Origin of the sequence: Kitasatospora sp. NPDC057936 (genome assembly GCF_042887525.1) — a bacterium.
Taxonomy (GTDB): Bacteria; Actinomycetota; Actinomycetes; order Streptomycetales; family Streptomycetaceae; genus Kitasatospora.
This window is the reverse complement of record NZ_JBHVPD010000072.1, coordinates 1-24,923: the sequence shown is the minus strand read 5'-3', so window position 1 is coordinate 24,923 and position 24,923 is coordinate 1. Positions and strand designations below refer to the sequence as shown.

Sequence of the window (24,923 nt, the reverse complement as noted above, 5' to 3'; positions counted from 1 at the left end):
GCGGCCACGCCGGGTGGGGCCGGATAGAAATGGCCCATGGGAACAGTGAAGCGTCAACCGTGGGTGGTCGGGGTCTCGGGTGCGTCCGGGACGCCGTACGCCGCGTCCGTGATCCGTGCGCTGCTCGCGGCCGGGGAGTCCGTCGACCTGGTCGTCAGCCGGGCCGCCCGGCTCACCATCCTGGACGAGACCGGCATCTCCTTCCGGGACGCCCACTGGCGCACCGACCTCGCCGAGTGGCTGGGCGGTGACGAGGACCTGGACGACGTCCGCTACTGGTCCGCGGGGGACTTCGCGGCCGGCCCGTCCAGCGGCTCGTACCCGGCCAAGGGCATGCTGGTCGTCCCCGCGACCACCGGCGCGGTGGCCGGGATCGCGCTCGGCCTGAGCAAGGACCTGCTCCAGCGGGTGGCCAGCGTCACCCTCAAGGAGCGCCGCCCGCTGGTCGTGTGCGTCCGCGAGACGCCACTCAACGGGGTGACGTTGAAGCACTTGGTGGAACTGGACGCGCAGGGCGCGGTCGTGCTCCCCGCGTCGCCCGGTTTCTATGCGGGCGGCTCCACCGTGCGCGAACTCGTCGATTTCGTCGCCGGCCGGGTGCTGGACGCCGTCGGCGTGCCGCATTCCCTGTACCTGCGCTGGGAAGGGGAGTTGGGCGCGGCGGCGCGCCGGAGCGGCGGCGGCGCACCGGCGACGGCTGAGGGGGAGTGAGGAAGCCGGGGCCGGGAGAGTATGTTCTCTGCGATATCCGGGTTGGTCCCTGCACGGCGCCTTTGAATCCGGATAATGATCTGTGGGTCTGGTGAGGTTCGGAAGGACGCGGACGGTATATGGACACGGTGGACAGACAGCTCATCCAGGCGCTCCGGGAGAACGGCCGTGCGTCCTACGCCGAGCTGGGCCGGTTGGTCGGACTCTCCGGCCCGAGCGTCACGGACCGCATCAACCGCCTGGAGCAGGCCGGTGTCATCACCGGCTACCGCGCGACGGTCAACCCGGCCTCGCTCGGCTTCGGCGTCACGGCCCTGATCGGTCTCCAGCTGACCGACGCGGCCGACCACGAGGACGTCGCGTTCCGGCTGAAGGACCTCAACGAGGTCGAGGACTGCTGGTTCATCGCGGGTGACGACTCCTACATGCTCAAGGTCCGGGTGGCCGACGTGGCCGGCCTGGAGTCGGTGGTGAAGCGGATCTCGGGCACGAAGGGCGTGGCCCGCACCCGCACCACCGTCGTACTCTCCACCAAGTGGGAGAACCGGGTGAGCGATCTCCCTCCCGAAGGAGAGTGACGTCATGGCACTGGTCGGTCTGGAGGAGCTGCACGCGGCCCGGGAGCGGATCGCGGGGGTCGCGGTGCGCACCCCGCTGGTCCCCGCCCCGTGGGCGGCCGAGGGCGAGCGCCGCCTCTGGCTGAAGCCGGAGAACCTCCAGCCGACCGGTGCCTTCAAGACCCGCGGCGCCTACAACCGGCTGGCCGTGCTCACCGACGACGAGCGGGCCCGCGGGGTGGTCGCGCAGTCGAGCGGCAACCACGCGCAGGCGGTCGCGTACGCGGCCGGGCTGCTGGGGATCAAGGCCGTCATCGTCATGCCGGACACCTCGCCCGCCGTCAAGGTGGAGGCCACCCGCGGGTTCGGCGCCGAGGTGATCCTCGTGCCGCCGGGGGAGCGGGACAGCCTGCCCGGCGAACTGGCCGAGCGGCACGGCTACGTGTGGGTGCCGCCGTACGACGACCCGTACATCATTGCGGGCCAGGGCACGGTCGGCCTGGAGATCGCCGAGGACGCCCCGGCCGGACTGGACACCGTCCTGGTGCCGGTCAGCGGCGGCGGCCTGATCGGCGGGACGGCGGCCGCGCTCAAGCTCACCCGTCCGGAGATCCGGGTGGTCGGCGTCGAGCCGGAGCTCGCGGCGGACGCGCGGGAGAGCCTGCGCACCGGCCGCCGGGTCGAGTGGCCGGTCGCCGACACCTACCGCACCATCGCGGACGGCCTGCGCACCCCGTCCGTCGGGGTGCTCCCGTACGAGCACCTGACCGCCTACGTGGACGACATCGTCACCGTCACGGAGGACGAGATCCGGGCCACCGTCGCCCTGCTCGCCCGCCGCGGCCGCCTCGTCGCCGAACCCTCCGGCGCGGTCGCCCCGGCCGCCTACTTCCACCGCGCGGAGCAGACCGGCGGCCGGTCGGTCGCGGCCGTCGTGAGCGGCGGGAACATCGAACCGGCACTGCTCGCGGAGCTGCTCTCGGCATAGGCGTACGCTCGTTCCGGCAAGGAATCGAAGTCGGAGGAGGCGGGTCACCGCATGGACGCAGGGCTCAAGCGCGAGCTGGAGGCGAAGGTCTACGCGGGTGAGCGGCTGACCCGCGAGGACGGGATCGCGCTCTACGAGAGCGACGACCTGGCCTGGCTGGGCGGCCTGGCGCACCACGTGCGGACGCGGAAGAACGGCGACGTCGTCCACTTCAACGTCAACCGCCACCTCAACATGACCAACGTGTGCAGCGCGTCCTGCGCCTACTGCTCGTTCCAGCGCAAGCCGGGCGAGAAGGACGCGTACACGATGCGCATCGAGGAGGCCGTCCGCCTCGCCAAGGCGATGGAGGTCGAGTCCCTCACCGAGCTGCACATCGTCAACGGCCTGCACCCGACCCTGCCCTGGCGCTACTACCCGCGCTCGCTGCGGGAGCTGAAGGCGGCCCTGCCGAACGTCTCGCTGAAGGCCTTCACCGCCACCGAGATCCACTGGTTCGAGAAGATCAGCGGCCTGTCCGCGGACGAGATCCTCGACGAGCTGATCGACGCCGGCCTGGAGTCGCTGACCGGTGGCGGCGCGGAGATCTTCGACTGGGAGGTCCGCCGGCACATCGTCGACCACGACACCCACTGGGAGGACTGGTCGCGGATCCACCGGCTGGCGCACTCCAAGGGCCTCAAGACGCCCTGCACCATGCTGTACGGGCACATCGAGGAGCCCCGCCACCGCGTCGACCACGTGCTGCGGCTGCGCGAGCTGCAGGACGAGACCGGCGGCTTCCAGGTCTTCATCCCGCTGCGCTACCAGCACGACTTCCACGACTCCAAGGACGGCGTCGTGCGCAACCGCCTGATGGCGCGCACCGAGATGGCCACCGGCGCCGAGGCGCTGAAGACCTTCGCCGTGTCCCGGCTGCTCTTCGACAACGTCCCGCACGTCAAGGTCTTCTGGGTGATGCACGGCGTCACCACCGCCCAGCTGGCGCTCAGCCACGGCGCGGACGACATGGACGGCTCGGTGGTCGAGTACAAGATCACCCACGACGCGGACAACTTCGGCACCCCGAACAAGCTCGGCCGCGACGACCTGCTCGGCCTGATCCGCGACGCCGGCTTCCGCCCGGTCGAGCGCAACACCCGCTACGAGGTCATCCGCGAGTACGAGGGCCCCGACCTGACGCTCCGCGAGACCCCGCAGGCGATGCGCCTCTGAGCTGCGCCCGTCGCGCTCCCACCTGCACGTTCCCGTCCCCCGGGCCGCACCGCCGGCCCGGGGGACGGGCGTCTTCACAGCTCCCGTACAACGCCCCGGGTTTACCAACGGGTACGCCGTTTGGCAGGATCGGCCCCATGTCCGGTTCACATCGCGCCACCGCGTACCCGCCGTACGAGCCGATGCAGGAGCCGGCGCACGGCGTGCCGCAGCAGCCGCACGAGCCGTCGTACGGCTCCTACGAGCCGTACCAGGAGCCCGTCCACGAGGCCCCGTACGGCCAGTACCAGCCGTACGCGCAGCCGGCTGACGGGTACTTCGCCGCGTACGACGAATCGTTCCAGCCGTACGCGCAGGCACCGGAGGCCTACGAGGCTCCGGAGCCGCTGTACGAGCCCGAGCCGCTGTACGAGGCGGCGTCGCTGTACGAGCCCGAGCCGCTTTACATGCCCGAGCCGCTGTACGCGCCGGAGCCGCCGTACGAGCGCGAGCCGGTCTACCTGTCCGAGCCCGCGCCGCAGGCCGCCGCCACCCCCGCCGTGGGCGCCAGGACGGCCGCCCGGGGCCGCCGCCGCAAGGCGAAGAAGAAGAGTCACGGCAAGGCCGTGATGGCCGGCACCGCGCTGCTGGTCGCGGCCGCCGCGGGCTGGTACACCGTCGGCCAGGACACCGCCAAGCCCGGCGTCACCACCGCCGACGGCCCCGGCCCGGAGGGCGTCAGCACGCCCGACCGGCCCGCCCCGGCCGCCGCCGCCCAGGCCGCCGCGGACCGGCAGAACCAGGCCGCCGTGGCCGGCCGGAGCGAGACCCGCGACGACGGCTCGGTGGCCGCGATACCCGGCCTCGGCGCGTCCTTCACGGCCCGGATACCCACGCAGACCAACCAGGTCGTGGTGGCCACCGGCCAGGGCAAGGACACCGACAAGAACAGCGTCACGCTGTGGACCCGGACCCCGGAGGGCCGCTGGCTGCCCGGCGAGACCTGGCAGGGCCACAACGGCAAGAACGGCTGGACCACCGGCCACAACGAGGGCGACCTGCGCAGCCCGATCGGCGTCTTCTCGCTGACCGACGCCGGCGGCCGCAACGCCGACCCCGGCAGCAAGCTCCCGTACGACAAGGACCCGAGCTTCGTGGTCTCCGGGACGGGCTTCTTCGGCGACCAGCTGGCCGGCTCCTTCGACTACGTCGTGGCGATCAACTACAACCGGGTCCCCGGCTCCTCCCCGCTCGACCCGCGCCGCCCCGACGGCAAGTCCAAGGGCGGCGGCATCTGGCTCCACGTCGACCACGACGGCCCCACCCACGGCTGCGTCTCCATCCCCGAGGACAAGATGGCGCAGCTCATCCGCACCCTGGATCCGGCCGCCCACCCGGTCATCGTGATGGGCGACGCGACCTCGCTGGCGGCCTGACCCCGGACCGGACGATCCGGCCGCGGGCCAAGCGGAACCCCAAGTGCCGCAACGCCCCTTGTCGGCTACCTACAGTTCACGGGGGCGGATCCTGTAGCCGATGGTGCCCGGCTGACCAGCGGGTAACCCGGTTGCATGGCAGCATGAGCGGTTCGCGCATCGTGGCACTCGGTCACTACCAGCCCCCCAAGGTCCTCTCCAACGACGACCTGGCCATGCTCGTCGACACGACCGACGAGTGGATCCGTGCCCGGGTGGGGATCAGGACCCGGCACATCGCCGAGGGCGAGACCCTGGTCGACATGGCCACCGAGGCGGCCCAGAAGGCGCTGGCCCGCAGCGGCCGCACCGCCGACGAGATCGACCTCGTCGTGGTCGCCACCTGCACCGCCGTCGAGCGCAGCCCCAACACGGCCGCCGCCGTGGCCGCCCGGCTCGGCGTCCGGGCGCCCGCCGCCTACGACATCAACACGGTCTGCTCCGGCTTCTCGTACGCGCTGGCCACCGCCGACCACGCGATCCGGGCCGGCGCGGCCCGCCGGGCGCTGGTGATCGGCGCCGAGCGGATGTCCGACACCCTCGACTGGACCGACCGCTCGACCTGCGTGATCTTCGGCGACGGCGCCGGCGCCGCGGTCGTCGAGGCCCAGGAGGACGGCGCCGAGCCGGGCATCGGCCCGGTGGTCTGGGGCTCCGAGCCGGAGAAGGGCGACGCCGTGGTGATCACCGGCTGGGACCCGGTGATCAGCCAGCAGGGCCAGTCGGTCTTCCGCTGGGCCACCACCCAGCTCGCCCCGCTCGCCCGGCAGGCCTGCGAGCGGGCCGGGATCGACCCGTCCGAGCTGAAGGGCTTCGTGCCGCACCAGGCGAACCTGCGGATCATCGACGCGATCGCCAACAAGCTCGGCGTCACCGACGCGGTGGTGGCCAGGGACGTCGTGGAGTCCGGCAACACCTCGGCCGCGTCGATCCCGCTGGCCTTCTCCAAGCTGGTCGAGCGCGGCGAGCTGTCGCCCGGCGACCCGGTCCTGCTGTTCGGCTTCGGCGGCGGTCTGGCCTACGCCGGCCAGGTGGTCCGCTGCCCCTGAGGCGGCCCCGGCGCCGTCCCGGCGCCTGACGCGGAACATGCCGGTGGGCGGGCACCCTGTGTGAGGGGTGCCCGCCCACCGGCATGTCTGGCCCTGGCGCGCTGCGGTACGTCGGCGGACCTCCCCCGAGGACACGGCCGCCGTCCGTCGTTCCCCGGACAGGAGGCCGGGGCTGCGCGCGGGCGGATGGTCGGATGAGCGGATGGTCTACTTGGGCGCCTTCTTGCCGGTGACGCCCAGGTACACCAGGGGAGCGAGGTTGGGCTTGAGGTCCTTGACCTTGACGCCCCAGGAGGTGAAGGCCTTCTGGTGCTCTGCCGCCGAGGCGAGCAGCGAGACCAGGGCCCCGGAGACGGCGTTGGGATCGAGTGACTTGTCGGCCTGTCCCTTCGCCTGGAGTTCCCGGACGGCATCCGCGAGCGGCTTGGCGACCGCGTTGAGGACGGTCATGCGGATCTTGAAGAACCGCTTGTCCCCTTCGGCGGCACCGAGCGTGACCACTCGGAGAATGGCGTCGTTCTTGCGCCAGAAGGCGAGGAATCCGTCGACCAGTTCTTCCGAAGTGGTCGGTCCGGACTTCCCTGCCCAGGACTTTCCGGCCACCAGCTCTTTGAGGGTGTCGGCGTCCTTGGCCATTTCCTCGGCGATTTCGAGGACAGCGCCCTCGACATCCGGGAAGTACTGGTAGAAGGTCGCGGGGGAGGTACCCGCCATACGGGCGACGTCGATGACCTTGACGTCCCGATAGGGCGACGTGCTGAGCATCTCGCGGAGGCAGTCGAGCAGCTTCTGCCGCGTCTCCTGTCCGCGTCGCCCGGCGACGCGACCGTCGACGGTGCGAACTTGTCCTGTCATGCCGTCAGCTTACCGTGGCACGATCTTGGCGCGATTCGGTGATGCGACTATTACTCCGCTCGGGGGTTCCTATAGGGGCATGAACCACTTCGGACGGATATTCACCGCGTCCCGATGTAGCCCCCCCGTGTGCTTTCGATCTCACAGCGTGACGGCGAGTCCGCTGAGGGGTGGTCGGGTGACAGAGCGTGACGGAAACCCGGCGTGGACGACGTGCGGCCGGTGAGCCCGTCGGACGGCCCGGGCGCAAGCCCCCGCCGGAGCGGGCGTCAGAATCCGGCCGTTCCGCGACCACTGACCTGGCGGTGCCGTCCGTGCGGCCCCCGGCGCTCCTGGGCGGGGGAGGTTGGAGATGGGCCGGGCGGCCATGGAGAATCGGGTCCGGCACCACGCGGCGGGTGCCTGGACGGGGAGGTGGCAGCGGAGTGGACCAGCTGACGGCGCACGATCCGAGGCGGATCGGGCCCTTCGAGGTGCTGGGGCGGCTCGGCGCGGGCGGGATGGGCCTGGTCTACCTGGCACGTTCCGCCTCCGGCCGGCGCGTGGCCATCAAGACCGTCCGGGGGGAGCTGGCCGAGGACGAGCTGTTCCGGGTCCGCTTCGCGCGGGAGATCGCCGCGGCCAAGACGGTCGGCGGCTTCTACACGGCGGCCGTCGTGGACGCCGACGCCGACGCGCGCGTGCCCTGGCTGGCGACCGCCTACATCCCGGCGCCCTCCCTGGAGGACCTGGTCGAGGAGTGCGGCCCGCTGCCGGTGGACGCCACCCGCTGGCTGGTCGCCGGCATCGCCGAGGCGCTGCAGTCCATCCACGCCGCCGGGCTGATCCACCGCGACCTGAAGCCCTCGAACGTCCTGGTGGTCGAGGACGGCCCGAAGGTGATCGACTTCGGCATCGCCGCCGGGGTGTCCAGCACCCGGCTCACCATGACCAATGTCGCGGTCGGCACCCCCGCCTACATGTCGCCCGAGCAGGCCCGCGACAGCCGGACCGTCCAGGGCGCCAGCGACATCTTCTCGCTCGGCTCGCTGATGGTCTTCTGCGCCACCGGGCACCCGCCCTTCCGCGGCTCGAACCCGGTCGAGACGGTGTTCCAGCTCCTGCGCGAGCAGCCCGACTACTCGGGGATGCCGGTCGAGCTGATGGACCTGGTCCGCGCCTGCATGCGGCCCTCGCCCGAGCACCGGCCCACCCCGGCGCAGATCCAGACCGAACTGGCCCCGCACCTGTTCTCCCGGGACGACGCCTCCGGTGAGGCCGGGGACTGGCTCCCGGCCAACGCGCTGGAGCTGATCGAGCGCAAGCGCGGCCGGCGCCAGCCTGCCGCGCCGCCCGCACCCCCGGCACCTCCCGCGCCGCCCGTGACCCCGCAGGGCGCCGGGCCGCTGCACCCGGCCGAGGCGCCGGCCCCCGTCCCGCCGGGGCCCGTCCCGCACCAGAGCGTGCCGCACCAGAACGTGCCGACGCAGCGTCCCGGCGTCGAGGACCCGCGCACCCAGCACCCGGGCGGCCACGCCCCGCCGCCGCTCGGTCCGGTGCACGTCCGGCCGGGCCAGGCGTCCGAGGCCGAGATCGCCACCGAGAAGATCCGCTCGCCCAACAAGCACCGGGCGCCCACCGACGGCGGCGGCGCCGAGGTGCGGCTGCCCGGCGCGTCCGTGCGGATAGGCCCCGGTCCGCGGGCCGAGCACGAGCAGACCGGCCCCGGTGCCACGCCGGCCGAGACCGAGTGGGTGCGCCGGGCGACCCCGCCGCCGGCCCGGACGCCCCTCCCGGCGCCCGTCCAGCCCCCGGCTCCGGCGCCGCGCTGGCGGCCCTGGCGGTTCCGGATGTCCAACGACGTCTGGGGCACCCCGGTGGTCGCCGACGGCACCCTGTTCGTCTCCAGCTTCGAGGTGCACGCGCTGGACATCGCCTCCGGCCAGCGCCGCTACAAGACCCGGGACGTGGCCTGGGCGCTCGCCGTGGACGCCGGCCGGGTGCACGCGGCCGACGGACCGCACCTGTACACCGTGGACGTCGCGGACGGCACCGAGCGCTGGCGCACCTCGCTGGACGGCTGGGTCTACTCGCTGTCCGCCGCCGACGGCGTGCTGTGCTGCGGCGTGCGCGGCGGCGGCGTCCAGCTGCGTTCGGCCGCCACCGGCGCCGAGCTGTGGCGCGCCGACGACGCCCAGCAGGACTACGAGAACCCGCAGTCCGGGCCCGTCCTGGTGGCCGGCGCCGCGTACTACTACGGCGCCGGGCGGCTGCGCTGCGTCGACCCGCGCGGCGCGGGCCTGCGCTGGTCCTTCCCGGTCGGCGAGGACGTCCCGTCGCACCCCGTCGAGCGCGGCGGCGTGCTGTACGTGACGGCCGGCACCCGGGTGTACGCCCTGGACGCGGCGAGCGGCGCCGAGCGGTGGCGCTTCGAGGCGCCGGTGGTGCTCTTCACCCCGCCCGCGCTGGACGCGGACGCCGTCTACGTCGCCGACTACCTGGGCACCGTGTACGCGCTCGACGCGGCCACCGGCCGGGACCGCTGGCGCGGTGCCACGGGCGGCCGCCAGGGCGCCGAGCCGGTCGTGGTCGGCGAGGGCATGGTGCTGGTCGGCAGCGGCGAGGTGCTGTACGCCTTCGAGGCGGCCACCGGCCGGGAGCGCTGGCGCTACACCGCGCGCGGCGAGATCGTCGGCTCCCCGGCGGTCGCGGACGGCCTGGTCCACCTCGGCAGCCGGGACCACTCGCTGCACACGGTGGACCTGGCGAGCGGTCAGCTGCGCTGGGAGCTCGGCACCAAGGGCGAGCTGACCGGCTCCCCGGTGGCGGTCGGCGGCCGGGTGTTCGTCGGCTCCAAGGACCGCTGCGTGTACGCGCTGGACGCCTTCTACGGCACGGCGGTGCCCGCCCGCTAACGCTTGTCGCGGGCCTCCGGGTGGTGGTGGCACCAGCCCTCCCACGCGGAGGCGACCATCTCGGCGACGTCGTACCGGGCGTGCCAGCCCAGCTCGCGGCCGATCAGGTCGGCGGAGGCCACCACCCGGGCCGGGTCGCCGGGGCGGCGCGGGGTCACCTCCGGGGTGGTGTCCCGCCCGGTGACCTCGCCGATCAGGGCGAGCATCTCGTGGACGCTGACGCCCTCGCCGCGGCCGATGTTGAGCACCAGCGCGGTGTCGCCCGGCGGGTCGGCGGCGAGCCGGCGGGCGGCCGCGACGTGGGCCGACGCGACGTCGGCCACGTGGATGTAGTCGCGCACGCAGGTGCCGTCCGGGGTGGGGTAGTCCGCGCCGAAGACGCGCGGCGCCCGGCCGGTGGTGAGGCGCTCGAAGACCATCGGGACGAGGTTGAAGACCCCGGTGTCGGCCAGCTCCGGCGTGCCGGAGCCGGCCACGTTGAAGTACCGCAGCGAGATCGTCGACATGCCGTGCGCCCGCCCGGCGGCGGCGACCAGCCACTCGCCGGCCAGCTTGGTCTCGCCGTACGGGTTCATCGGCGCGCAGGGGGTGGCCTCGGTGACCAGGTCGACGTCCGGCATGCCGTAGACGGCGGCCGAGGAGGAGAACAGGAAGCGCCGCACGCCCTCGTCGGCGGCGGCCTCCAGGACGGTCTGCAGGCCGAGCATGTTCTCGCGGTAGTAGAGGAACGGGCGCTCGACCGACTCGCCCACCTGCTTCTTCGCGGCGAAGTGCAGGATCCCCGTCACCGCGTGCTCGCGGATGGCGGCGGACACGACGGCGCGGTCCAGCGTGGAGCCCTTGACGAGCGCGACGTCGGCCGGCAGCCGGCTCGGATCGCCGGTGCTGAGGTCGTCCAGGACGGCCACGCTCTCGCCCGCGTCGAGCAGCTGACGGACCACGTGCCCGCCGATGTATCCGGCACCGCCAGTGATCAACCAGGTCATGCTCCGATCCTAGGCCGTCCCGTTTTGACCGGTGTGGCCGGGCGAGTCCAGCCAGCAATTCGGACAAATCGGTGAAATGCTGACAAAGATTTCTGTGCTCTCGGCCTGGTGACGAATCGGAGGCAGCCAAGGTGAGCCGAAAGAAGGAACACAACCGTCCCCTCCCGGCCGGTCCGCGGCCTACCGGCCCCAAGGCGTTCCGCGGGTGGCTGCGCGCCCCCGGTGCGGTCGCCGTCCTGGCGGCCGCCGCGCTGGCGCTGACCGGGTGCAGCAGCGGTTCGTCGTCGGCCAAGTCCTCGGCCACGGGCCAGGCCTCGTCCTCCGCGGCCCCGTCACCGGCCGCGTCGGGCTCCTCGGCCCCGCCCATGACCGGCAACCAGCTCCAGGACGCCTACCAGAAGGTCATCGCCGACGTCCTGCCGTCCGTGGTGCAGATCACCACCGGCGACAGCCTCGGCTCGGGGATCGTCTACGACGACAAGGGCGACATCGTCACCAACGCCCACGTGGTCGGGTCCGCCACCACCTTCACCGTCACCCTGGCCAACAGCACCAAGTCCCTGGACGCCGCTCTGGTCGGCAGCTACCCCGACTCCGACCTCGCGGTGATCAAGCTGAGCAGCCCGCCGAGCGGCCTCAAGCCCGCTACCTTCGGGGACTCGGGCAAGGTCCAGTTGGGCCAGATCACGCTCGCCATGGGCAGCCCGCTCGGGCTCTCCAGCAGCGTCACCCAGGGCATCGTCTCGGCCACCGGGCGGACGGTCTCCGAGCCCAGGGGCGGCGGATCGCCGGGCGCGACGATCGGCAACATGGTGCAGACCTCGGCCGCGATCAACCCGGGCAACAGCGGCGGCGCGCTGGTCAACCTGGACAGCCAGGTGATCGGCATCAACACCCTCGCGGCCACCGAGCCGCAGGCCAACGGCGCCGCCGCGCCCGGCATCGGCTTCGCGATCCCGGCGTCCACCATCACCAACATCACCGACCAGCTGATCAAGCAGGGCAAGGTGACCAACTCCGGCCGGGCCGCGCTCGGCGTCACCGCCCGGACCAGCTTCAACCAGCAGTTCCAGCCGGCCGGCGCGGTGATCGTCTCGGTCACCGCGGGCGGCCCGGCCGCCTCGGCGGGGCTCCAGCCCGGGGACGTCATCACCAAGATCGGCGACGCCGCGGTCGACTCGCTGAACGCCCTGACCACGGCCCTCGCCTCGCTCACGCCGGGCAGCAAGGCCACCGTGACGTACACCCGGGACGGCAAGGCGCAGACCGCCGACGTCACCCTCGGCACGCTGGAGACGACCTCCTAGGGCCGCACCGGCCCCCCCGGACCCCGGTACGGCCACCGGCCGGGCCGCACGACCGCGCAAGGGTTCCGCGGTCCGGCCGTGCCGCACCGGAGCGGCGCCGGCGCCCCGTCACTGCCTCGGCGGGGCGCCGGCGCCTTCGTGTGCCCGGGTGTTCAGTGGCGGGCGGCCCGGGTGTGCCAGGGCAGCTCGACGGTGACGGTGGTCGGGCCGCCCTCCGGGCTCTCCACCAGGAACACCCCGTCCACCGCCTGGACCCGCTCGGCCAGCCCGGCCAGGCCGCCGCCCGGGTAGGCGGTCGCGCCGCCCCGGCCGTCGTCCTGGACCAGCAGCATCAGCTGGTCGTCGGAGCGCCAGACCTCCACCGAGGCGCTCCGCGCGCCGGAGTGCTTGGAGACGTTCGTCAGGAGCTCGCTGACCGTGAAGTAGGCGATGCCCTCGACCGCCGAGTCCGGGCGCTCGGCCACGCCGTCGGGGCCGCGCAGCTCGACGTTCACCCGGACTCCGCCGGGGACGGTGCAGCGGGCGGCCACCGAGGACAGCGCCGCGTCCAGGCCGCGGTCGGTGAGCACCGCCGGGTGGATGCCGCGGGCCAGGTCGCGCAGCTCCTTCAGGGCCAGCTTCACCTCGCCGTGCGCGTTGTCGACCATCGACGCCGCGGCGGCCATGTCCGCCGGGGTCTCCACCTCGCGCAGCCGCTCCTTGGCCATGCCGAGGTCCATCGCCAGCGCGACCAGGCGGGCCTGGGCGCCGTCGTGCAGGTCGCGCTCGATCCGGCGCAGGTCGGCGGCGGCGGTGTCGACCACCGTGCCGCGGTCCTCCTCCAGCTCGCGCACCCGCTCGGACAGGGCGCCGGGGAACAGCAGCGCCTCGACCAGGATCCGGTCCACCGCCGCCTCGGCGCGGATCACCCACGGCAGCACCGGCCACAGCACGACGACGCTGACCAGGGTGACGGTGAAGCTCAGGATGCCCCACGGCAGCAGCAGTACGTTGTACAGCGCCGAGCGCCAGTTCAGCAGGTCGGTCAGGTTGGCGATGGCGAAGCCGGTGACGCCCGGGCGGCGCCGGACCACCGGCTCCGGCTCGCTGATCTCCGAACCGTGCGCCGACCGCGCCCGGCGCCGGGCCAGCGCGCCCAGACCGCGGCAGCCGGCCAGCCCGGCGGCCAGCACCGGCAGGCCGATCACCGTCACGGACAGCCCGAGGCCGACCGACAGCATCACCGCCGCGAAGACGAACCCGCCGATGCCCAGTGGCAGGTTCAGCATCAACTGCCCGGCCTGTCGCCACATCCGGGCGCCGTACAGCGGGCCGCGCTCCATCCGCGCGTCCTGCTCCTTGACGGCCGCCACGGCGCGCCGGGTCAGGGGCTTCATCAGGATCCACCCTCCCTCTCGCTCTAGTGGTCCAAGCTTCCCGAACACGGGGCGGGTGGTGCCATGGGGGTGATACATCTCCTGGGCCGGGGGTTATCCCCACCCCTGCCGGCCCCTCCCCGTCCCTCTCCGGACGGCTCCGGGCGGTACGGGGGTGTCCACCGGTTGTCCACGTGATGTCTTGCGGAGCGGGCTGGGTTCGGGTGGAGCGGAGCCGTCCCCTTAGACTCACGCATTGGCCATGGTTATGACCGTGTAAAGAAGCGACGTAGAACTGCCTTGAGGGGCGGTTCACGGCCGAGTGGAGGGCGAAGGCATGGAGTGGCGGCAAGCGGCTGCCGTCGCGGCCGACCCGGCGGTCGGCAGCGGCTACTTCGACGCGTACGCCGCGATGGGACTGCTCGCCGTCATCGGCGTGCTGTTCGTGACCGTCGCGTTCACCGCCAACCGGCTGCTGCGTCCGGTGGTGTACTCGCCGGAGAAGCTCCTGGCCTACGAGTGCGGCGTGGACCCGGTGGGCGAGGACTGGGCGCACACCCAGATCCGCTACTACGTGTACGCCTTCCTGTACGTGATCTTCGCGGTCGACGCGATCTACCTGTTCCCGTGGGCGACCGTGTTCGCCACCGCCGGGTACGGGGCCGGGACGCTGATCGAGATGTTCCTCTTCATCGGCTTCCTCGCGGTCGGGCTGCTCTACGCCTGGAAGAAGGGCGTTCTGGAATGGACATGACGCACAACCACTCGCACGCCGCGCCGGGCGGACCGGTCCCGCTCGGCCTCCCGGACCCGTCGCGCCCCGGCGCCGTCGAGCGCCGGAGCATCGGCCCGCTGGCCCGGCTCGCGCCGGACCCGGTCAAGGTCGTGCTCAACTGGGGCCGCCGCTACAGCCTCTGGTGCTTCAACTTCGGGCTGGCCTGCTGCGCGATCGAGTTCATCGCGGCGTCCATGGCCAAGCACGACTTCATCCGGATGGGTGTCATCCCGTTCGCGCCCGGCCCCCGGCAGGCCGATCTGATGATCGTCTCGGGGACGGTGACGGACAAGATGGCGCCCGCCGTCAAGCGCCTCTACGAGCAGATGCCCGAGCCGAAGTACGTCATCTCCTTCGGCGCCTGCTCCAACTCCGGCGGTCCGTACTGGGACTCGTACTCGGTGACCAAGGGCGTCGACCAGATCATCCCGGTCGACGTCTACGTGCCCGGCTGCCCGCCGCGGCCCGAGGCGCTGCTCCAGGGCATCCTCAAGCTGCAGGAGAAGATCGCCGCCGAGTCGCTGCCCGCCCGCTACGCCGCGCCCGCGTCGGCGCTGCGGCGTCCGCTGGTGGCGGGGCCCGCGGGCCCCGCGGGGTCTTCGGGCTCTGCGGAGCCTTCGGGGTCTTCGGGCTCTTCGGCAGAGGGAGGGGTCTCGTGACCACGGCAGAGCAGTACGCGGCGTCGGTCGGGGAGTGGGCGACCGGCGCCGAGGCGTACGGGCTGATCACCGTCGACGTGCCCGCCGAGCACTGGATCGAGGCGCTCACCGCCGCCCGTGACGGGCTCGGCCTGGGCTTCTTCGACTGGCTGAGCGCCGTCGACGAGCTCGCCGACGGCTTCTCCGTGGTCGCCCACCTGGCCTCGGCCGAGGGACACGCGGTGCGCCACCTCGCGCTGCGCACCCGGGTGCCGCGGGACAAGGCCGCCCTGCCGACGGCCGTGTCGGTGTACGCCGGTGCCGCGTGGCACGAGCGCGAGACCCACGAGATGTTCGGCATCGACTTCCCCGGGCACCCGCACCTCGTCACCCTGCTGCTGCCGGACGGCTTCGAGGGACACCCGCTGCGCAAGGAGTTCGTGCTCGCGGCCCGCGTCGCCAAGGCCTGGCCGGGCGCCAAGGAGCCGGGCGAGTCCGACCACGGCGACGGGCCGGCGCGGCGCAAGATGCAGCCGGCCGGCGTGCCGGACCCGAACGAGTGGGGCCCGCTCAAGGGCACCCTGCCGCCGGTCGCCGAGCGGCCCGCGCGTGGTGCGCGGGCGGCGGGCGCGGCGGCGCGCACTCCACGGGCCGCCGCGGCGGCTGCCGGTGCTGCCGGTGCCGCCGTCGCCGAGGGCGCTGCCGGTGAGGCTCCGGCCGTGCGGGCGGACAGGCCGCGGCGGACCCGGTCGGTGTCGGACGGTTCGGCGAGCCAGGCGGGAGCCGAGGCTGCCGAGGGCGCCGTCGCCGAGGGCGCTGCCGGTGAGGCTCCGGCCGTGCGGGCGGACCGCCCGCGGCGGACCCGGTCGGTGTCGGACGGTTCGGTCAGCCAGCCGGTCGAAGCGCCCGGTGCCGACGCGCCGAAGGCCGCTGACGAGCCCAAGGCCGAGCGATCCACCCCCACGCGGACGCAGTCGTCGGACGCGCCCTGGCACAACCCGGTGCCCGCCCACGACGCGAAGCCTGCCGAGGAACCTGCGGAGGGGCCGGCGGCGGAACCCGCCGAGGCCCCGGCGGAGAAGAAGGACGACCCGTCGGCCCGCCCGGCCGGCCAGGACGGAGACGGCACGTGAACCTGCTCGACACGGTGCTGCGCTGCGTCGCCACGCTCGTCGTCTTCCTCACCGTCCCGCTGATCATCGGCCAGACGGAGCACAAGGTCATGGCGCACATGCAGGGCCGGCTCGGCCCGATGTACGCCGGCGGCTTCCACGGCTGGGCGCAGCTCGTCGCCGACGGCGTGAAGTTCGCGCAGAAGGAGGACATCGTCCCCGCCGGGGCGGACCGCCGGATCTTCCAGCTGGCGCCCGCCGTCTCGCTGCTGCCGTACCTCTTCGTGCTGCTGGCGATCCCGGTCGGCCCGGACGGCTTCGTCGGCCAGGCGGTCGACGCCGGGCTGTTCTTCGTGCTGGCCGTGATGGGCGTCGGCGTGATCGGCAAGCTGATGGCCGGCTGGGCCTCGGCGAACAAGTTCTCGCTGCTCGGCGGCCTGCGCACGGCCGCCCAGCTGATGTCCTACGAGCTGCCGATGGTGCTGGCGGCGGCCTCGGTGGCGATGGCCGCCGGCACGCTGTCGCTGCCCGGGATCGTGGACTCCTGGCAGTGGTACTGGCTCCCGTGGCAGCTCATCGGTGCGTTCGTGTTCTTCACGGCCGGTCTGGCCGAGCTCCAGCGCCCGCCGTTCGACATGCCGGTGGCCGACTCGGAGATCATCTTCGGCGCGTACACCGAGTACACCGGCCTGCGCTTCGCCCTGTTCCTGCTCTCCGAGTACGTGGGCATCCTCGTGGTGTCCGGGCTGACCGCCGTGCTGTTCCTCGGCGGCTGGCACGGCCCGATGCCGGACCAGCTCGGCTGGCTCTGGACCCTGCTGAAGACCTTCGCGCTGGCCTTCGTGGTGATCTGGCTGCGGGTGACGTACCCGCGCCTGCGCGAGGACCAGCTGATGCGCTTCGCGTGGACCGTGCTGATCCCGCTCGCCCTCGTCCAGCTCGCCCTCACCGGCATCATCAAGGTGGCGATCTCATGAGTTTCCCGGGTGCCGGCCTCGCCAAGGGGCTGGCCGTGACTCTGCGGACGATGACGAAGAAGACCGTCACCGCGCAGTACCCCGACGTGCAGCCGGTGCTGCCGCCGCGCTCGCGCGGCGTCATCGCGCTGCTGGAGGAGAACTGCACGGTGTGCATGCTCTGCGCGCGCGAGTGCCCGGACTGGTGCATCTACATCGACTCCCACAAGGAGACGCTGCCGGCCGCCGACCCGAACGCGCGCGCCCGCACCCGCAACGTGCTGGACCGCTTCGCGATCGACTTCTCGCTCTGCATGTACTGCGGGATCTGCATCGAGGTGTGCCCGTTCGACGCGCTGTTCTGGTCGCCGGAGTTCGAGTACGCCGAGACGGACATCCTGGAGCTGACCCACGAACGGGACCGGCTCCGCGAGTGGATGTGGACCGTCCCGGCGCCGCCGGCGCTGGACCCGGCGGCCGAGGAGCCCAAGGAGATCGCCACCGCGCGCAAGGCGGCGGACAAGCTGGCCGCGGCCGCCGCGGCGGCCGTCGCCCCCGAGGAGAAGGGTGAGACCGAGTGACTGCTCTTGCCCTGCTCGCGGCGACCGGCCCGCTGGCCCCGGCCTCCCGTTCGTTCCTGTCGCCGACCGGCGTGGAGGTCGTCTTCCTGCTGATCGGCATCACCGTGCTCGGCTCGGCCGTCGTCGCCGTGAGCACCAAGCAGCTGGTGCACGCCGCGCTGTGGCTGGTGGTCGCGCTCGGCGGGCTCGCGATCGAGTTCCTGCTGCTCACCGCCGAGTTCATCGCCTGGGTGCAGGTGCTGATCTACCTCGGCTCGGTGATCGTCCTGGTGCTGTTCGGGCTGATGCTCACGAAGGCGCCGATCGGGCGCTCGCCGGACGCCGACTCGAAGAACCGCTGGGTCGCCCTGGCGGTCGCGCTGGCCTCCGCCGGAACGCTCGTGACCCTGGTCGTGGACGCCTTCCGCACCTCCTGGATCGACCTCGGGGGTGGCGGCGGATCGGCCGCCGTCACCGGGGCGAGCCTGTTCCGCACGTGGGTCCTGCCCTTCGAGGCGCTGTCCGTGCTGCTGCTGGCGGCACTCGTCGGCGCGATCGTGCTGTCGCGCGGCTCGAAGCGCCGGGTGCCGCCGCCGCGGGCCGGCCGGCTGCGCACCGGGCGGCCGGTCGGGTCCAACGGGACCGTCGCCGCGACCGCTCCGCGCACCGCTCCGGAGGCCGCCGCCCCGCCCGTGACGGAGGAGAGCTGATGCACCTCGCCTACCCCGTCGTCCTCGCCGCGCTGCTGTTCAGCGTCGGCGTGTACGGCGTGCTCGCCCGGCGCAACGCCGTCCTCGTCCTGATCTCCGTCGAGCTGATGCTCAACGCCGTCAACCTGAACCTCGTCGCCTTCGACGCCTGGCTGCGCGACTCCCTGCACGCCGGCCAGGCGCTGACGCTGTTCACCATCACGATCGCCGCCGCCGAGATCGGCCTCGGGCTCGCCATCGTCCTGCTGCTGTTCCGGGCCAGGGGCACCGCGGACATCGACCGGGCCACCGCGCTCGGCGACCCGGCCGAGACGCTCGCCGAGGAGGCGCCGGCCGGCGCCGGGGCGCTGAAGGGCCAGGCCACCGCATGAACCTCGCCCTGCCCGTCCTCGTTCCCGCGCTGCCCGCGCTCGGCGCCGCCGCCACCCTGGCCGCCGGGAAGAAGGCCCCCGGCCTGGCCCGGCCGCTCGCCATCGTCCCGGTCGCCGCCTCGGCCGTGCTCGCCCTCGTGGTCGCGCTCCAGCTCGGCACCGGCCAGGCGCTCGACGCCGCCACCCGGCTGACCCCGACCGGCGGCCCGGACATCGCGCTCGCCCTCCACCTGGACGGCTTCAGCTCGCTGATCTCCGTGCTGGTCGGTCTGGTCGCCACGTGCGTCCAGGTCTACTCGACCGCGTACCTGAAGGAGGACCCGCGCTACCCCTCGTACGCGGCGCTGGTCTCGCTCTTCACCGCGGCGATGTTCCTCGTCGTGTACTCGGGCGACCTGATCGTGCTGCTGGTCGGCTGGGAGGTCATGGGCATCTGCTCGTACTTCCTGATCGGCCACCACTGGGAGAGCGCGGACGCCCGCTCGGCCTCGCTGAAGGCCTTCCTGGTCACCAAGCTCGGCGACGTGCCGTTCCTGTTCGGGATCTTCCTGCTCGGCGCCGACGCCCACAGCTTCCGGATCCCGGACGTGCTGGCCGCCGCCACCGACGGGAAGCTCGGCCACCCGACGCTGATCGCGCTGCTGCTGCTCGCCGGGGTCGCCGGCAAGAGCGCGCAGTTCCCGCTGCACACCTGGCTCCCGGACGCGATGGCCGGCCCGACGCCGGTCTCCGCGCTGATCCACGCCGCCACCATGGTCGCGGCCGGCATCTACCTCGTCGCCCGGCTGCTGCCGGTGTTCCTGCTCTCGGGCGCGGCGCTCGTCGTGCTCGCCGTCATGGCCGCCGTGACGATGATCGGCTCGGCGCTGTGCGCGCTCGCGCAGGACGACCTCAAGCGGGTGCTCGCCTACTCGACCGTCGGCCAGCTCGGCTACATGGCCGGGGCGCTGGCCAGCGGCGACCGCGAGGCCTCGGTGTTCCACCTGGTCAGCCACGGCGCCTTCAAGGCGCTGCTGTTCCTGGCCGCCGGCGTGGTGATCCACGCCGCGCACACCAACTCGATCTCCGCGATGTCCCGGATCCCCGGGCTGCGCAAGCGGGTGCCGGACGCCTACTGGACGATGGGCATCGGCCTGGTCGCGCTGACCGGGCTGCCGCCGTTCTCCGGCTTCTTCAGCAAGGAGGCGGTCCTCGGCGCCGCCGAGCACGCCGCCAACGGCGAGGCGATGACCAACGGCCTCGGCCCCGCCTCGGCCGTGCCGCAGATCGCCGGGTGGATCGTGCTGGTCTCGGCGGCGCTGACCGCGCTGCTCACCGCCGCCTACGCCACCCGGCTCTTCCTGCTCGCGTTCCACAGCCCGGCCGGTGCCGCCGCGGCGGCCCCCGAGGTGGTGGCCCCCGCCGTCGCCGACCGGGCCACCGTCGTGGCCGACCACGAGGCCGACGCGCCCTACTCGCCCGAGCTCGACGAGGCCGACCCGGCCACCGCCGAGCCGCACGCGATGCGCTGGCCGCTGTGGGTGCTGGCCGTCCCGACCATGGCCTTCGGCATCGCCGGGCTGCGCTCCGACTGGCTGCCCGCCCTGCTTGACGGCGGCTCGCTGCGCCCCTCCGGCGTCACCGCCGTCACCGGCACCGGGCTCGCCGTGGCGGGCGCGCTGCTGGCGTACGGCGCCTGGCGCTCGGCCACCGCCCGGCTGGGCGCGGGCCGCCCCGCCCCGGCCGGCCGGGTGCCCGAGCAGGCCGGGGCCCCGGCCGCCGAGGTACTGGCCACCGAGGTGCTGGTCGCCGACCCCGGGCGCACCCTGCTCGGCCCGCTGTTCGGCCCGGCCCGGCACGGCTTCGGCGTCGACCGGCTCTACGCCGCGCTGTTCGTCCGCCCGGTGGCCGCCGCTGCCCGGCTGGTCCGCTTCCTCGACCGCGAGGTCGTCGAGGGCTATGTGCAGGGCAGCGGGATCGGTGCCAACCTGCTCGGCCGGGCCGTCCGGCTCGCGCAGACCGGCAACGCGCAGACCTACCTCAGCGCGCTGCTCGCCGGCGTCGTCCTGCTGGCCGTCCTGGTGGCGGTGTAGCGGATGCCGTTCCCCGTCCTGTCCCTCCCCCCGACCGTCGCGCGTAGGAGTCCCCGATGAACGCGGTCCTCATCGCCCTCCTGGCGCTGCCGCTGCTCGGTGCAGCCCTCACCCTGGCGCCGGTGTTCGGCCCGGACGCGGGCGTCGCCGACCGGCGCGCGCTGCGGCTGAACTCGGTGCTCACCGGCGCGGTGCTCCTGGTCAGCCTCGCCCTGGCGGCCGGGTTCGACCGCGGCGAGCCCGCCCGGATGCAGGCCACCACGGACGTGTCCTGGATCCCCGCGATCCACGTGCGCTTCCACCTCGGCGTGGACGGCGTCTCGCTGCCGCTGATCGTGCTCACCGCGCTGCTCACCTTCCTCTGCGCGCTGTACTCGGAGAAGCGGCTGCCGGCCGGGGACAACGTGCCGTCGGCGCGGGCCTTCGTCGGGCTGTTCCTCCTCCTCGAAGTCGGCATGCTCGCCACCTTCGCGGTGCTGGACCTCCTCCTCTTCTTCATGGCCTTCGAGATCGTGCTGATCCCGATGTACTTCCTGATCGCCCGCTGGGGGAGCGGCGCGAAGGTGCCGGCCGCCAACCGGTTCATCCTGTACACGCTGCTCGGCTCGGCCGTGATGCTGCTCGGCTTCCTGCTGATCGGCAGCAAGGCGGGCACCTTCGACATGCAGGCCCTCGCCGCCGGGCACGGCAGCGGCCTGAGCCACACCACCCAGGTGACCGCCGCGCTGGCGATCATGATCGGGCTCGCGGTCAAGGCCCCGGCCTGGCCGCTGCACAGCTGGCTCCCCGACGCGCACACCGCCGCCCCGACGGTCGGCTCGGTGCTGCTCGCCGGCGTGCTGCTGAAGATGGGCACCTACGGTCTCGTCCGCGTCCTCCTCCCGGTCGTGCCCGACGGCACCACGACGCTCGCCCCCTACCTGGGCGCGTTCGCCGCCGTCGGCATCGTCTACGGCTCGCTGGCCTGCCTCGCGCTCGCCCGCCGCGGCTCCAAGGGCGACCTCAAGCGCCTCATCGCGTACTCCTCCGTCGGCCACATGGGCTTCGTCCTGCTGGGCATCGCCTCCCTCACCCCGGTCGGCGTGAACGGCGCGCTGTTCGCCAACATCGCGCACGGTCTGATCACCGGCCTGCTGTTCTTCCTCGTCGGAGCGCTCAAGGACCGCTACGGCACGGCCGACCTCGACACCCTGTCCGGCACCACCGGCGCCGCCCTCTACGGCCGCGCGCCGCGGATCGGCGCCCTGCTCGCCTTCGCCGCCGTCGCCAGCCTCGGCCTGCCCGGGCTGGCCGGCTTCTGGGGCGAGCTGCTCGCCATGTTCGGCGCGTTCGACCCGGCGGCGGGCCTGTCCCGCCCGGCCTTCGTCACCTACATGGTCCTGGCCGGCCTCGGCACCCTCCTCACCGCCGCGTACCTGCTGATCGTCGTCAAGCGCGTCTGCATGGGCGACCCCGAGCAGCCCGCGCCGGTGGCCGAGCTCGCCGACCTGCGTCCGTACGAGGCCGTCAGCTGGACGCCGCTGGCCGCCCTCACCCTGCTCGCCGGCCTCTGGCCCGCGCTCCTGCTCGGCCTCTCCGACCCAGCCGTCAAGCACCTCCTCGGAGGTGGCTGACATGTTCGGAGCCCGGCTCGCCGAACTCGGACCTCACTCCACGGGGCAGCACACTGTGACCTCCCTCGCCGTACCCAACGCGGGCAGCCTGATCCAGTCCGTGGACTGGGTCGCGATCGCGCCGCCGCTGATCGCCGCCGTGGCCGCCCTCGCGGTGCTGGTCGCCGACCTCTTCCTGCCCGAGCGCCACAAGAAGTGGCTTGGCCGCCTCACCGCGGCCGGACTCGCCCTCGCGCTCATCTCGCTCCTCCCCCTCACCGGGGGGGCACCCCGGGCGACGTTCTGTGCGCAGAACGTAGCAGGGGCCACTGACAACGCGGGCTGCTCGTACGTCGCGGACCACTTCGCCCTGGTGTTCCAGCTGCTCGCCCTCGGCGGCGCGCTGATCGCCGCGCTGCTGTCCGCGCACACTGTGGAGAGCGAGAAGCTGCCCGGCGGCGAGTACTGGTTCCTGCTGCTCTCCAGCGCCACCGGCGCCGCCCTGCTGCCCGCCTCCCGCGACCTCGCCACCATGGTGGTCGCCCTGGAGGTCGCCTCGCTGCCCGCCTTCGCGCTGGTGGCGCTGCGCCGGGACGGCCGGGGCGCCGAGGCCGCGCTGAAGTTCTTCGTCTCCTCCGTCACCGCGACCGCCGTGATGCTGCTCGGCGTCTCCTTCGTCTACGCGGCCAGCGGCAGCCTGCACCTCGGCGCCGTCGCCGAGGGCCTGGAGCACGCCCCCGCGCAGCTCAAGCCGCTAGCCGAGGCCGGTGCCGTTCTGACCCTCGTCGGCTTCGCCTTCAAGGTGGCCGCCGTCCCGTTCCACTTCTGGGTGCCCGACACCTACACCGGCGCACCGCTGCCCGTCGCCGGCTACCTGTCGGTCGTCGGCAAGGCGGCCGGCCTCTCCGGCCTGGCGCTCGCCACCACGGTGGCGTTCCGCCCGTACGCCCACACCTGGGGCCTGGTGCTCGCGGTGCTCGCCGCCGTCACCATGACCGTCGGCAACGTCGGCGCGCTGCGCCAGCGCTTCGACACCCGCTACAGCGCGGTCCGGCTGCTCGCCTGGTCCTCCGTCGGCCAGGCCGGGTACCTGCTGGTGCCGCTCGCCGCCGCCGGCTACGCGCCCACGGCCGCCGACCCGCTGGGCGCCACCGCCGCGTACGCGCTGATCTACGGGGTCGTGAACCTCGGTGCGTTCGGCGTGGTCGCGGCGGTCGGCCGGCGGGCCGGCACCAGTGTGGACGACTTCCGCGGGCTGTTCGCGCGGAGCCGCTGGACGGCGCTCGCCCTGGCCTTCTTCCTGCTCTGCCTGGCCGGGCTGCCGCCGGGCGTGATCGGGCTCTTCGGCAAGGTCGTGGTGTTCCGGGCGGCCGTCGACGCCGGGCTGGGCTGGCTGGCCGTGGTCATGGCCGTCAACGTCGTCGTCGCGCTGTACTACTACCTGCTCTGGACGGCCCGGTTGTTCGCTCCGGCGGCGGTCGCGGCCGGCGTCGAGGCAGGCACCGGGGCAGGCGTCGAGGGAGGCGTCGAGAGTCGGCTTCCGTTGAGTCTGACGGCGACGCTGGGGCTCACCGCTTCGGTCGCCGTGGTGTTGTCGGTCGCTCCGCAGCTCGTGCTCCAGGTGGCGGGTGGCAGCCTGTTCTGACCCGTCGGGCGGGCTCTGAGGTGGGTGGGCACTCGGGGGTGAGGGTGGTGTCACCTCTGTCGGCTGTGTCACAAGGGAACAAGGTCCCCGGCCCCGCCCGTTGACCGGGCAAGAGGGACGAGGCAGAAAGGGCTTCCCCACCGCGCCATTGGAGGGCCTGACGTGCACCGCCGGCACAACGGACTGAGGACCGCCGTCCTGCTCGGCGGCCTCTCGGCGCTGATCCTGGTGATCGGCGGCTTCTTCGGCCGGAGCGGCCTCGTGATCGCCCTGCTGGTCGCCGTCGGGACCAACGCCTACGCGTACTGGAACAGCGACAAGCTCGCGCTGCGGGCCATGCGGGCCCGGCCGGTCAGCGAGATCGAGGCGCCGCAGCTCTACCGGATCGTCCGGGAGCTCTCCACCTCCGCCCGCCAGCCGATGCCCCGGCTCTACATCTCGCCCACCCCCGCCCCCAACGCCTTCGCCACCGGCCGCAACCCGCGCAACGCGGCGGTCTGCTGCACGGACGGCATCCTGCAACTGCTCGACGAGCGCGAGCTCCGGGGGGTGCTCGGCCACGAGCTGAGCCACGTCTACAACCGGGACATCCTGATCTCGTCGGTCGCCGGGGCGCTCGCCTCGGTGGTGATGTTCCTCGTGAACTTCGCCTGGCTGATCCCCTTCGGACGCAGCGAGGACGACGACGGGCCGGGCCTGTTCGGGATGCTCGCGATCATGATCCTCGGACCGCTGGCGGCCGGGCTGATCCAGCTCGCGGTCAGCCGCTCCCGCGAGTACCAGGCCGACGCGGACGGTGCCCGCATCACGGGGGATCCGCTGGCGCTGGCCAGTGCGCTGCGGAAGCTGGACGCCGGTACGCGGCGGCTGCCCCTGCCGCCGGAGCCTCAGTTGCAGACGGCGAGCCACATGATGATCGCCAGTCCGTTCCGGCCGGGTGAGGCTGGGGCCCGGTTGTTCTCGACGCATCCTCCGATGGGGGAGCGGATCGCTCGGCTTGAGCGGATGGCGGGGTATCGGGGCTGAGGGTTCCGCTGCGCGGGGCTTGGGGTGCGGGGTGGGCTTTCGGGTGGGTGGGGGGTGCCGGGGGTGGCTGCGGGGGTGGCCGCTCCGGGGGCTGG

Annotated in this window: 22 protein-coding genes; 19 read left to right on the top strand and 3 right to left on the bottom strand. The window is 73.1% G+C overall.

Annotated features, from left to right (window positions below; translation table 11 throughout):
- Positions 1–36: 36 nt before the first annotated feature.
- From ACFVU9_RS30940 to ACFVU9_RS30915, 6 genes are all read left to right on the top strand, one after another.
- Positions 37–711, top strand: a complete 675-nt coding sequence (locus tag ACFVU9_RS30940; RefSeq protein WP_387599031.1) for a UbiX family flavin prenyltransferase — start codon at positions 37–39, stop codon at positions 709–711.
- Positions 712–830: 119 nt separating this feature from the next.
- Complete coding sequence (locus tag ACFVU9_RS30935; RefSeq protein ID WP_329930404.1) at positions 831–1,289, top strand: Lrp/AsnC family transcriptional regulator; 459 nt, start codon at positions 831–833, stop codon at positions 1,287–1,289.
- Between the two features lie 4 nt (positions 1,290–1,293).
- Entirely contained in the window at positions 1,294–2,256 is a 963-nt protein-coding gene (locus ACFVU9_RS30930; protein ID WP_380444752.1) for a threonine/serine dehydratase, read from the top strand.
- Positions 2,257–2,307: 51 nt separating this feature from the next.
- Positions 2,308–3,471: an aminofutalosine synthase MqnE gene (mqnE, locus tag ACFVU9_RS30925; RefSeq protein ID WP_380444753.1), complete on the top strand. Its 1,164-nt coding sequence runs from the start codon at positions 2,308–2,310 to the stop codon at positions 3,469–3,471.
- A 137-nt stretch (positions 3,472–3,608) separates the two neighbouring features.
- Entirely contained in the window at positions 3,609–4,886 is a 1,278-nt protein-coding gene (locus ACFVU9_RS30920) for a L,D-transpeptidase family protein (RefSeq protein ID WP_387599026.1), read from the top strand.
- A 143-nt stretch (positions 4,887–5,029) separates the two neighbouring features.
- Positions 5,030–5,974 carry a beta-ketoacyl-ACP synthase III gene (locus ACFVU9_RS30915; RefSeq protein ID WP_387599023.1) on the top strand — a complete coding sequence of 315 codons (945 nt, stop codon included), beginning with the start codon at positions 5,030–5,032 and terminating at the stop codon, positions 5,972–5,974.
- 207 nt (positions 5,975–6,181) lie between these two features.
- Here the strand turns inward: ACFVU9_RS30915 and ACFVU9_RS30910 are convergent, their stop codons facing one another.
- Positions 6,182–6,829, bottom strand: coding sequence for a TetR family transcriptional regulator (locus ACFVU9_RS30910; RefSeq protein WP_359964992.1), 648 nt, complete (start codon positions 6,827–6,829; stop codon positions 6,182–6,184).
- Between the two features lie 425 nt (positions 6,830–7,254).
- On the opposite strand from ACFVU9_RS30910, the gene ACFVU9_RS30905 reads away from it, so the two are divergent.
- Positions 7,255–9,723, top strand: a complete 2,469-nt coding sequence (locus tag ACFVU9_RS30905; RefSeq protein WP_387599020.1) for a PQQ-binding-like beta-propeller repeat protein — start codon at positions 7,255–7,257, stop codon at positions 9,721–9,723.
- Here ACFVU9_RS30905 and galE read toward each other — a convergent pair.
- Positions 9,720–10,709, bottom strand: a complete 990-nt coding sequence (galE, locus tag ACFVU9_RS30900) for a UDP-glucose 4-epimerase GalE (RefSeq protein WP_387599017.1) — start codon at positions 10,707–10,709, stop codon at positions 9,720–9,722. The genes ACFVU9_RS30905 and galE overlap by 4 nt on opposite strands.
- Positions 10,710–10,918: 209 nt before the next feature.
- On the opposite strand from galE, the gene ACFVU9_RS30895 reads away from it, so the two are divergent.
- Positions 10,919–12,016 (top strand): S1C family serine protease, encoded by a 1,098-nt coding sequence (locus ACFVU9_RS30895; RefSeq protein ID WP_387599072.1) that lies wholly within the window; start codon positions 10,919–10,921, stop codon positions 12,014–12,016.
- A gap of 152 nt (positions 12,017–12,168) precedes the next feature.
- On the opposite strand, the gene ACFVU9_RS30890 is transcribed toward ACFVU9_RS30895, so the two are convergent.
- Complete coding sequence (locus ACFVU9_RS30890; RefSeq protein ID WP_380444776.1) at positions 12,169–13,338, bottom strand: sensor histidine kinase; 1,170 nt, start codon at positions 13,336–13,338, stop codon at positions 12,169–12,171.
- A gap of 370 nt (positions 13,339–13,708) precedes the next feature.
- Here ACFVU9_RS30890 and ACFVU9_RS30885 point away from each other — a divergent pair, with 370 nt between their 5' ends.
- The 11 genes from ACFVU9_RS30885 to htpX all read left to right on the top strand — a co-directional run bounded on the left by ACFVU9_RS30885 (position 13,709) and on the right by htpX (position 24,828).
- Positions 13,709–14,125, top strand: coding sequence for an NADH-quinone oxidoreductase subunit A (locus ACFVU9_RS30885; RefSeq protein ID WP_380444760.1), 417 nt, complete (start codon positions 13,709–13,711; stop codon positions 14,123–14,125).
- Positions 14,116–14,805, top strand: a complete 690-nt coding sequence (locus ACFVU9_RS30880; RefSeq protein WP_387599014.1) for an NADH-quinone oxidoreductase subunit B — start codon at positions 14,116–14,118, stop codon at positions 14,803–14,805. The genes ACFVU9_RS30885 and ACFVU9_RS30880 overlap by 10 nt, the downstream gene beginning before the upstream one ends.
- Positions 14,802–15,917 (top strand): NADH-quinone oxidoreductase subunit C, encoded by a 1,116-nt coding sequence (locus ACFVU9_RS30875; RefSeq protein ID WP_387599011.1) that lies wholly within the window; start codon positions 14,802–14,804, stop codon positions 15,915–15,917. Before ACFVU9_RS30880 ends, ACFVU9_RS30875 begins: the two co-directional genes overlap by 4 nt.
- Positions 15,914–16,873, top strand: a complete 960-nt coding sequence (gene nuoH / locus ACFVU9_RS30870) for an NADH-quinone oxidoreductase subunit NuoH (protein WP_380444763.1) — start codon at positions 15,914–15,916, stop codon at positions 16,871–16,873. The genes ACFVU9_RS30875 and nuoH overlap by 4 nt, the downstream gene beginning before the upstream one ends.
- On the top strand, positions 16,870–17,433 hold the full coding sequence (locus tag ACFVU9_RS30865; protein WP_380444764.1) for a NuoI/complex I 23 kDa subunit family protein: 564 nt from the start codon (positions 16,870–16,872) through the stop codon (positions 17,431–17,433). The genes nuoH and ACFVU9_RS30865 overlap by 4 nt, the downstream gene beginning before the upstream one ends.
- Complete coding sequence (locus ACFVU9_RS30860; protein WP_380444765.1) at positions 17,430–18,122, top strand: NADH-quinone oxidoreductase subunit J; 693 nt, start codon at positions 17,430–17,432, stop codon at positions 18,120–18,122. Before ACFVU9_RS30865 ends, ACFVU9_RS30860 begins: the two co-directional genes overlap by 4 nt.
- Entirely contained in the window at positions 18,122–18,493 is a 372-nt protein-coding gene (gene nuoK / locus ACFVU9_RS30855) for an NADH-quinone oxidoreductase subunit NuoK (protein WP_329930390.1), read from the top strand. The genes ACFVU9_RS30860 and nuoK overlap by 1 nt, the downstream gene beginning before the upstream one ends.
- Positions 18,490–20,565: an NADH-quinone oxidoreductase subunit L gene (locus ACFVU9_RS30850; protein WP_387599007.1), complete on the top strand. Its 2,076-nt coding sequence runs from the start codon at positions 18,490–18,492 to the stop codon at positions 20,563–20,565. The genes nuoK and ACFVU9_RS30850 overlap by 4 nt, the downstream gene beginning before the upstream one ends.
- 56 nt (positions 20,566–20,621) lie before the next feature.
- Complete coding sequence (locus ACFVU9_RS30845) at positions 20,622–22,178, top strand: NuoM family protein (protein WP_387599004.1); 1,557 nt, start codon at positions 20,622–20,624, stop codon at positions 22,176–22,178.
- A gap of 1 nt (position 22,179) precedes the next feature.
- Entirely contained in the window at positions 22,180–23,802 is a 1,623-nt protein-coding gene (locus ACFVU9_RS30840) for an NADH-quinone oxidoreductase subunit N (RefSeq protein WP_387599001.1), read from the top strand.
- Between the two features lie 162 nt (positions 23,803–23,964).
- Positions 23,965–24,828 (top strand): zinc metalloprotease HtpX, encoded by an 864-nt coding sequence (gene htpX / locus ACFVU9_RS30835; RefSeq protein WP_380444771.1) that lies wholly within the window; start codon positions 23,965–23,967, stop codon positions 24,826–24,828.
- The last annotated feature ends 95 nt before the right edge of the window (positions 24,829–24,923 follow it).

Coding starts and splice junctions, on each gene's coding strand:
- ACFVU9_RS30940 (WP_387599031.1), top strand. CDS start 37: ATGGGAACAGTGAAGCGTCAACCGTGGGTGGTCGGGGTCTCGGGTGCG.
- ACFVU9_RS30935 (WP_329930404.1), top strand. CDS start 831: ATGGACACGGTGGACAGACAGCTCATCCAGGCGCTCCGGGAGAACGGC.
- ACFVU9_RS30930 (WP_380444752.1), top strand. CDS start 1,294: ATGGCACTGGTCGGTCTGGAGGAGCTGCACGCGGCCCGGGAGCGGATC.
- mqnE (WP_380444753.1), top strand. CDS start 2,308: ATGGACGCAGGGCTCAAGCGCGAGCTGGAGGCGAAGGTCTACGCGGGT.
- ACFVU9_RS30920 (WP_387599026.1), top strand. CDS start 3,609: ATGTCCGGTTCACATCGCGCCACCGCGTACCCGCCGTACGAGCCGATG.
- ACFVU9_RS30915 (WP_387599023.1), top strand. CDS start 5,030: ATGAGCGGTTCGCGCATCGTGGCACTCGGTCACTACCAGCCCCCCAAG.
- ACFVU9_RS30910 (WP_359964992.1), bottom strand. CDS start 6,829: ATGACAGGACAAGTTCGCACCGTCGACGGTCGCGTCGCCGGGCGACGC.
- galE (WP_387599017.1), bottom strand. CDS start 10,709: ATGACCTGGTTGATCACTGGCGGTGCCGGATACATCGGCGGGCACGTG.
- ACFVU9_RS30890 (WP_380444776.1), bottom strand. CDS start 13,338: ATGGAGCGCGGCCCGCTGTACGGCGCCCGGATGTGGCGACAGGCCGGG.
- ACFVU9_RS30885 (WP_380444760.1), top strand. CDS start 13,709: ATGGAGTGGCGGCAAGCGGCTGCCGTCGCGGCCGACCCGGCGGTCGGC.
- ACFVU9_RS30880 (WP_387599014.1), top strand. CDS start 14,116: ATGGACATGACGCACAACCACTCGCACGCCGCGCCGGGCGGACCGGTC.
- ACFVU9_RS30865 (WP_380444764.1), top strand. CDS start 16,870: ATGAGTTTCCCGGGTGCCGGCCTCGCCAAGGGGCTGGCCGTGACTCTG.
- nuoK (WP_329930390.1), top strand. CDS start 18,122: ATGCACCTCGCCTACCCCGTCGTCCTCGCCGCGCTGCTGTTCAGCGTC.
- ACFVU9_RS30850 (WP_387599007.1), top strand. CDS start 18,490: ATGAACCTCGCCCTGCCCGTCCTCGTTCCCGCGCTGCCCGCGCTCGGC.
- ACFVU9_RS30845 (WP_387599004.1), top strand. CDS start 20,622: ATGAACGCGGTCCTCATCGCCCTCCTGGCGCTGCCGCTGCTCGGTGCA.
- ACFVU9_RS30840 (WP_387599001.1), top strand. CDS start 22,180: ATGTTCGGAGCCCGGCTCGCCGAACTCGGACCTCACTCCACGGGGCAG.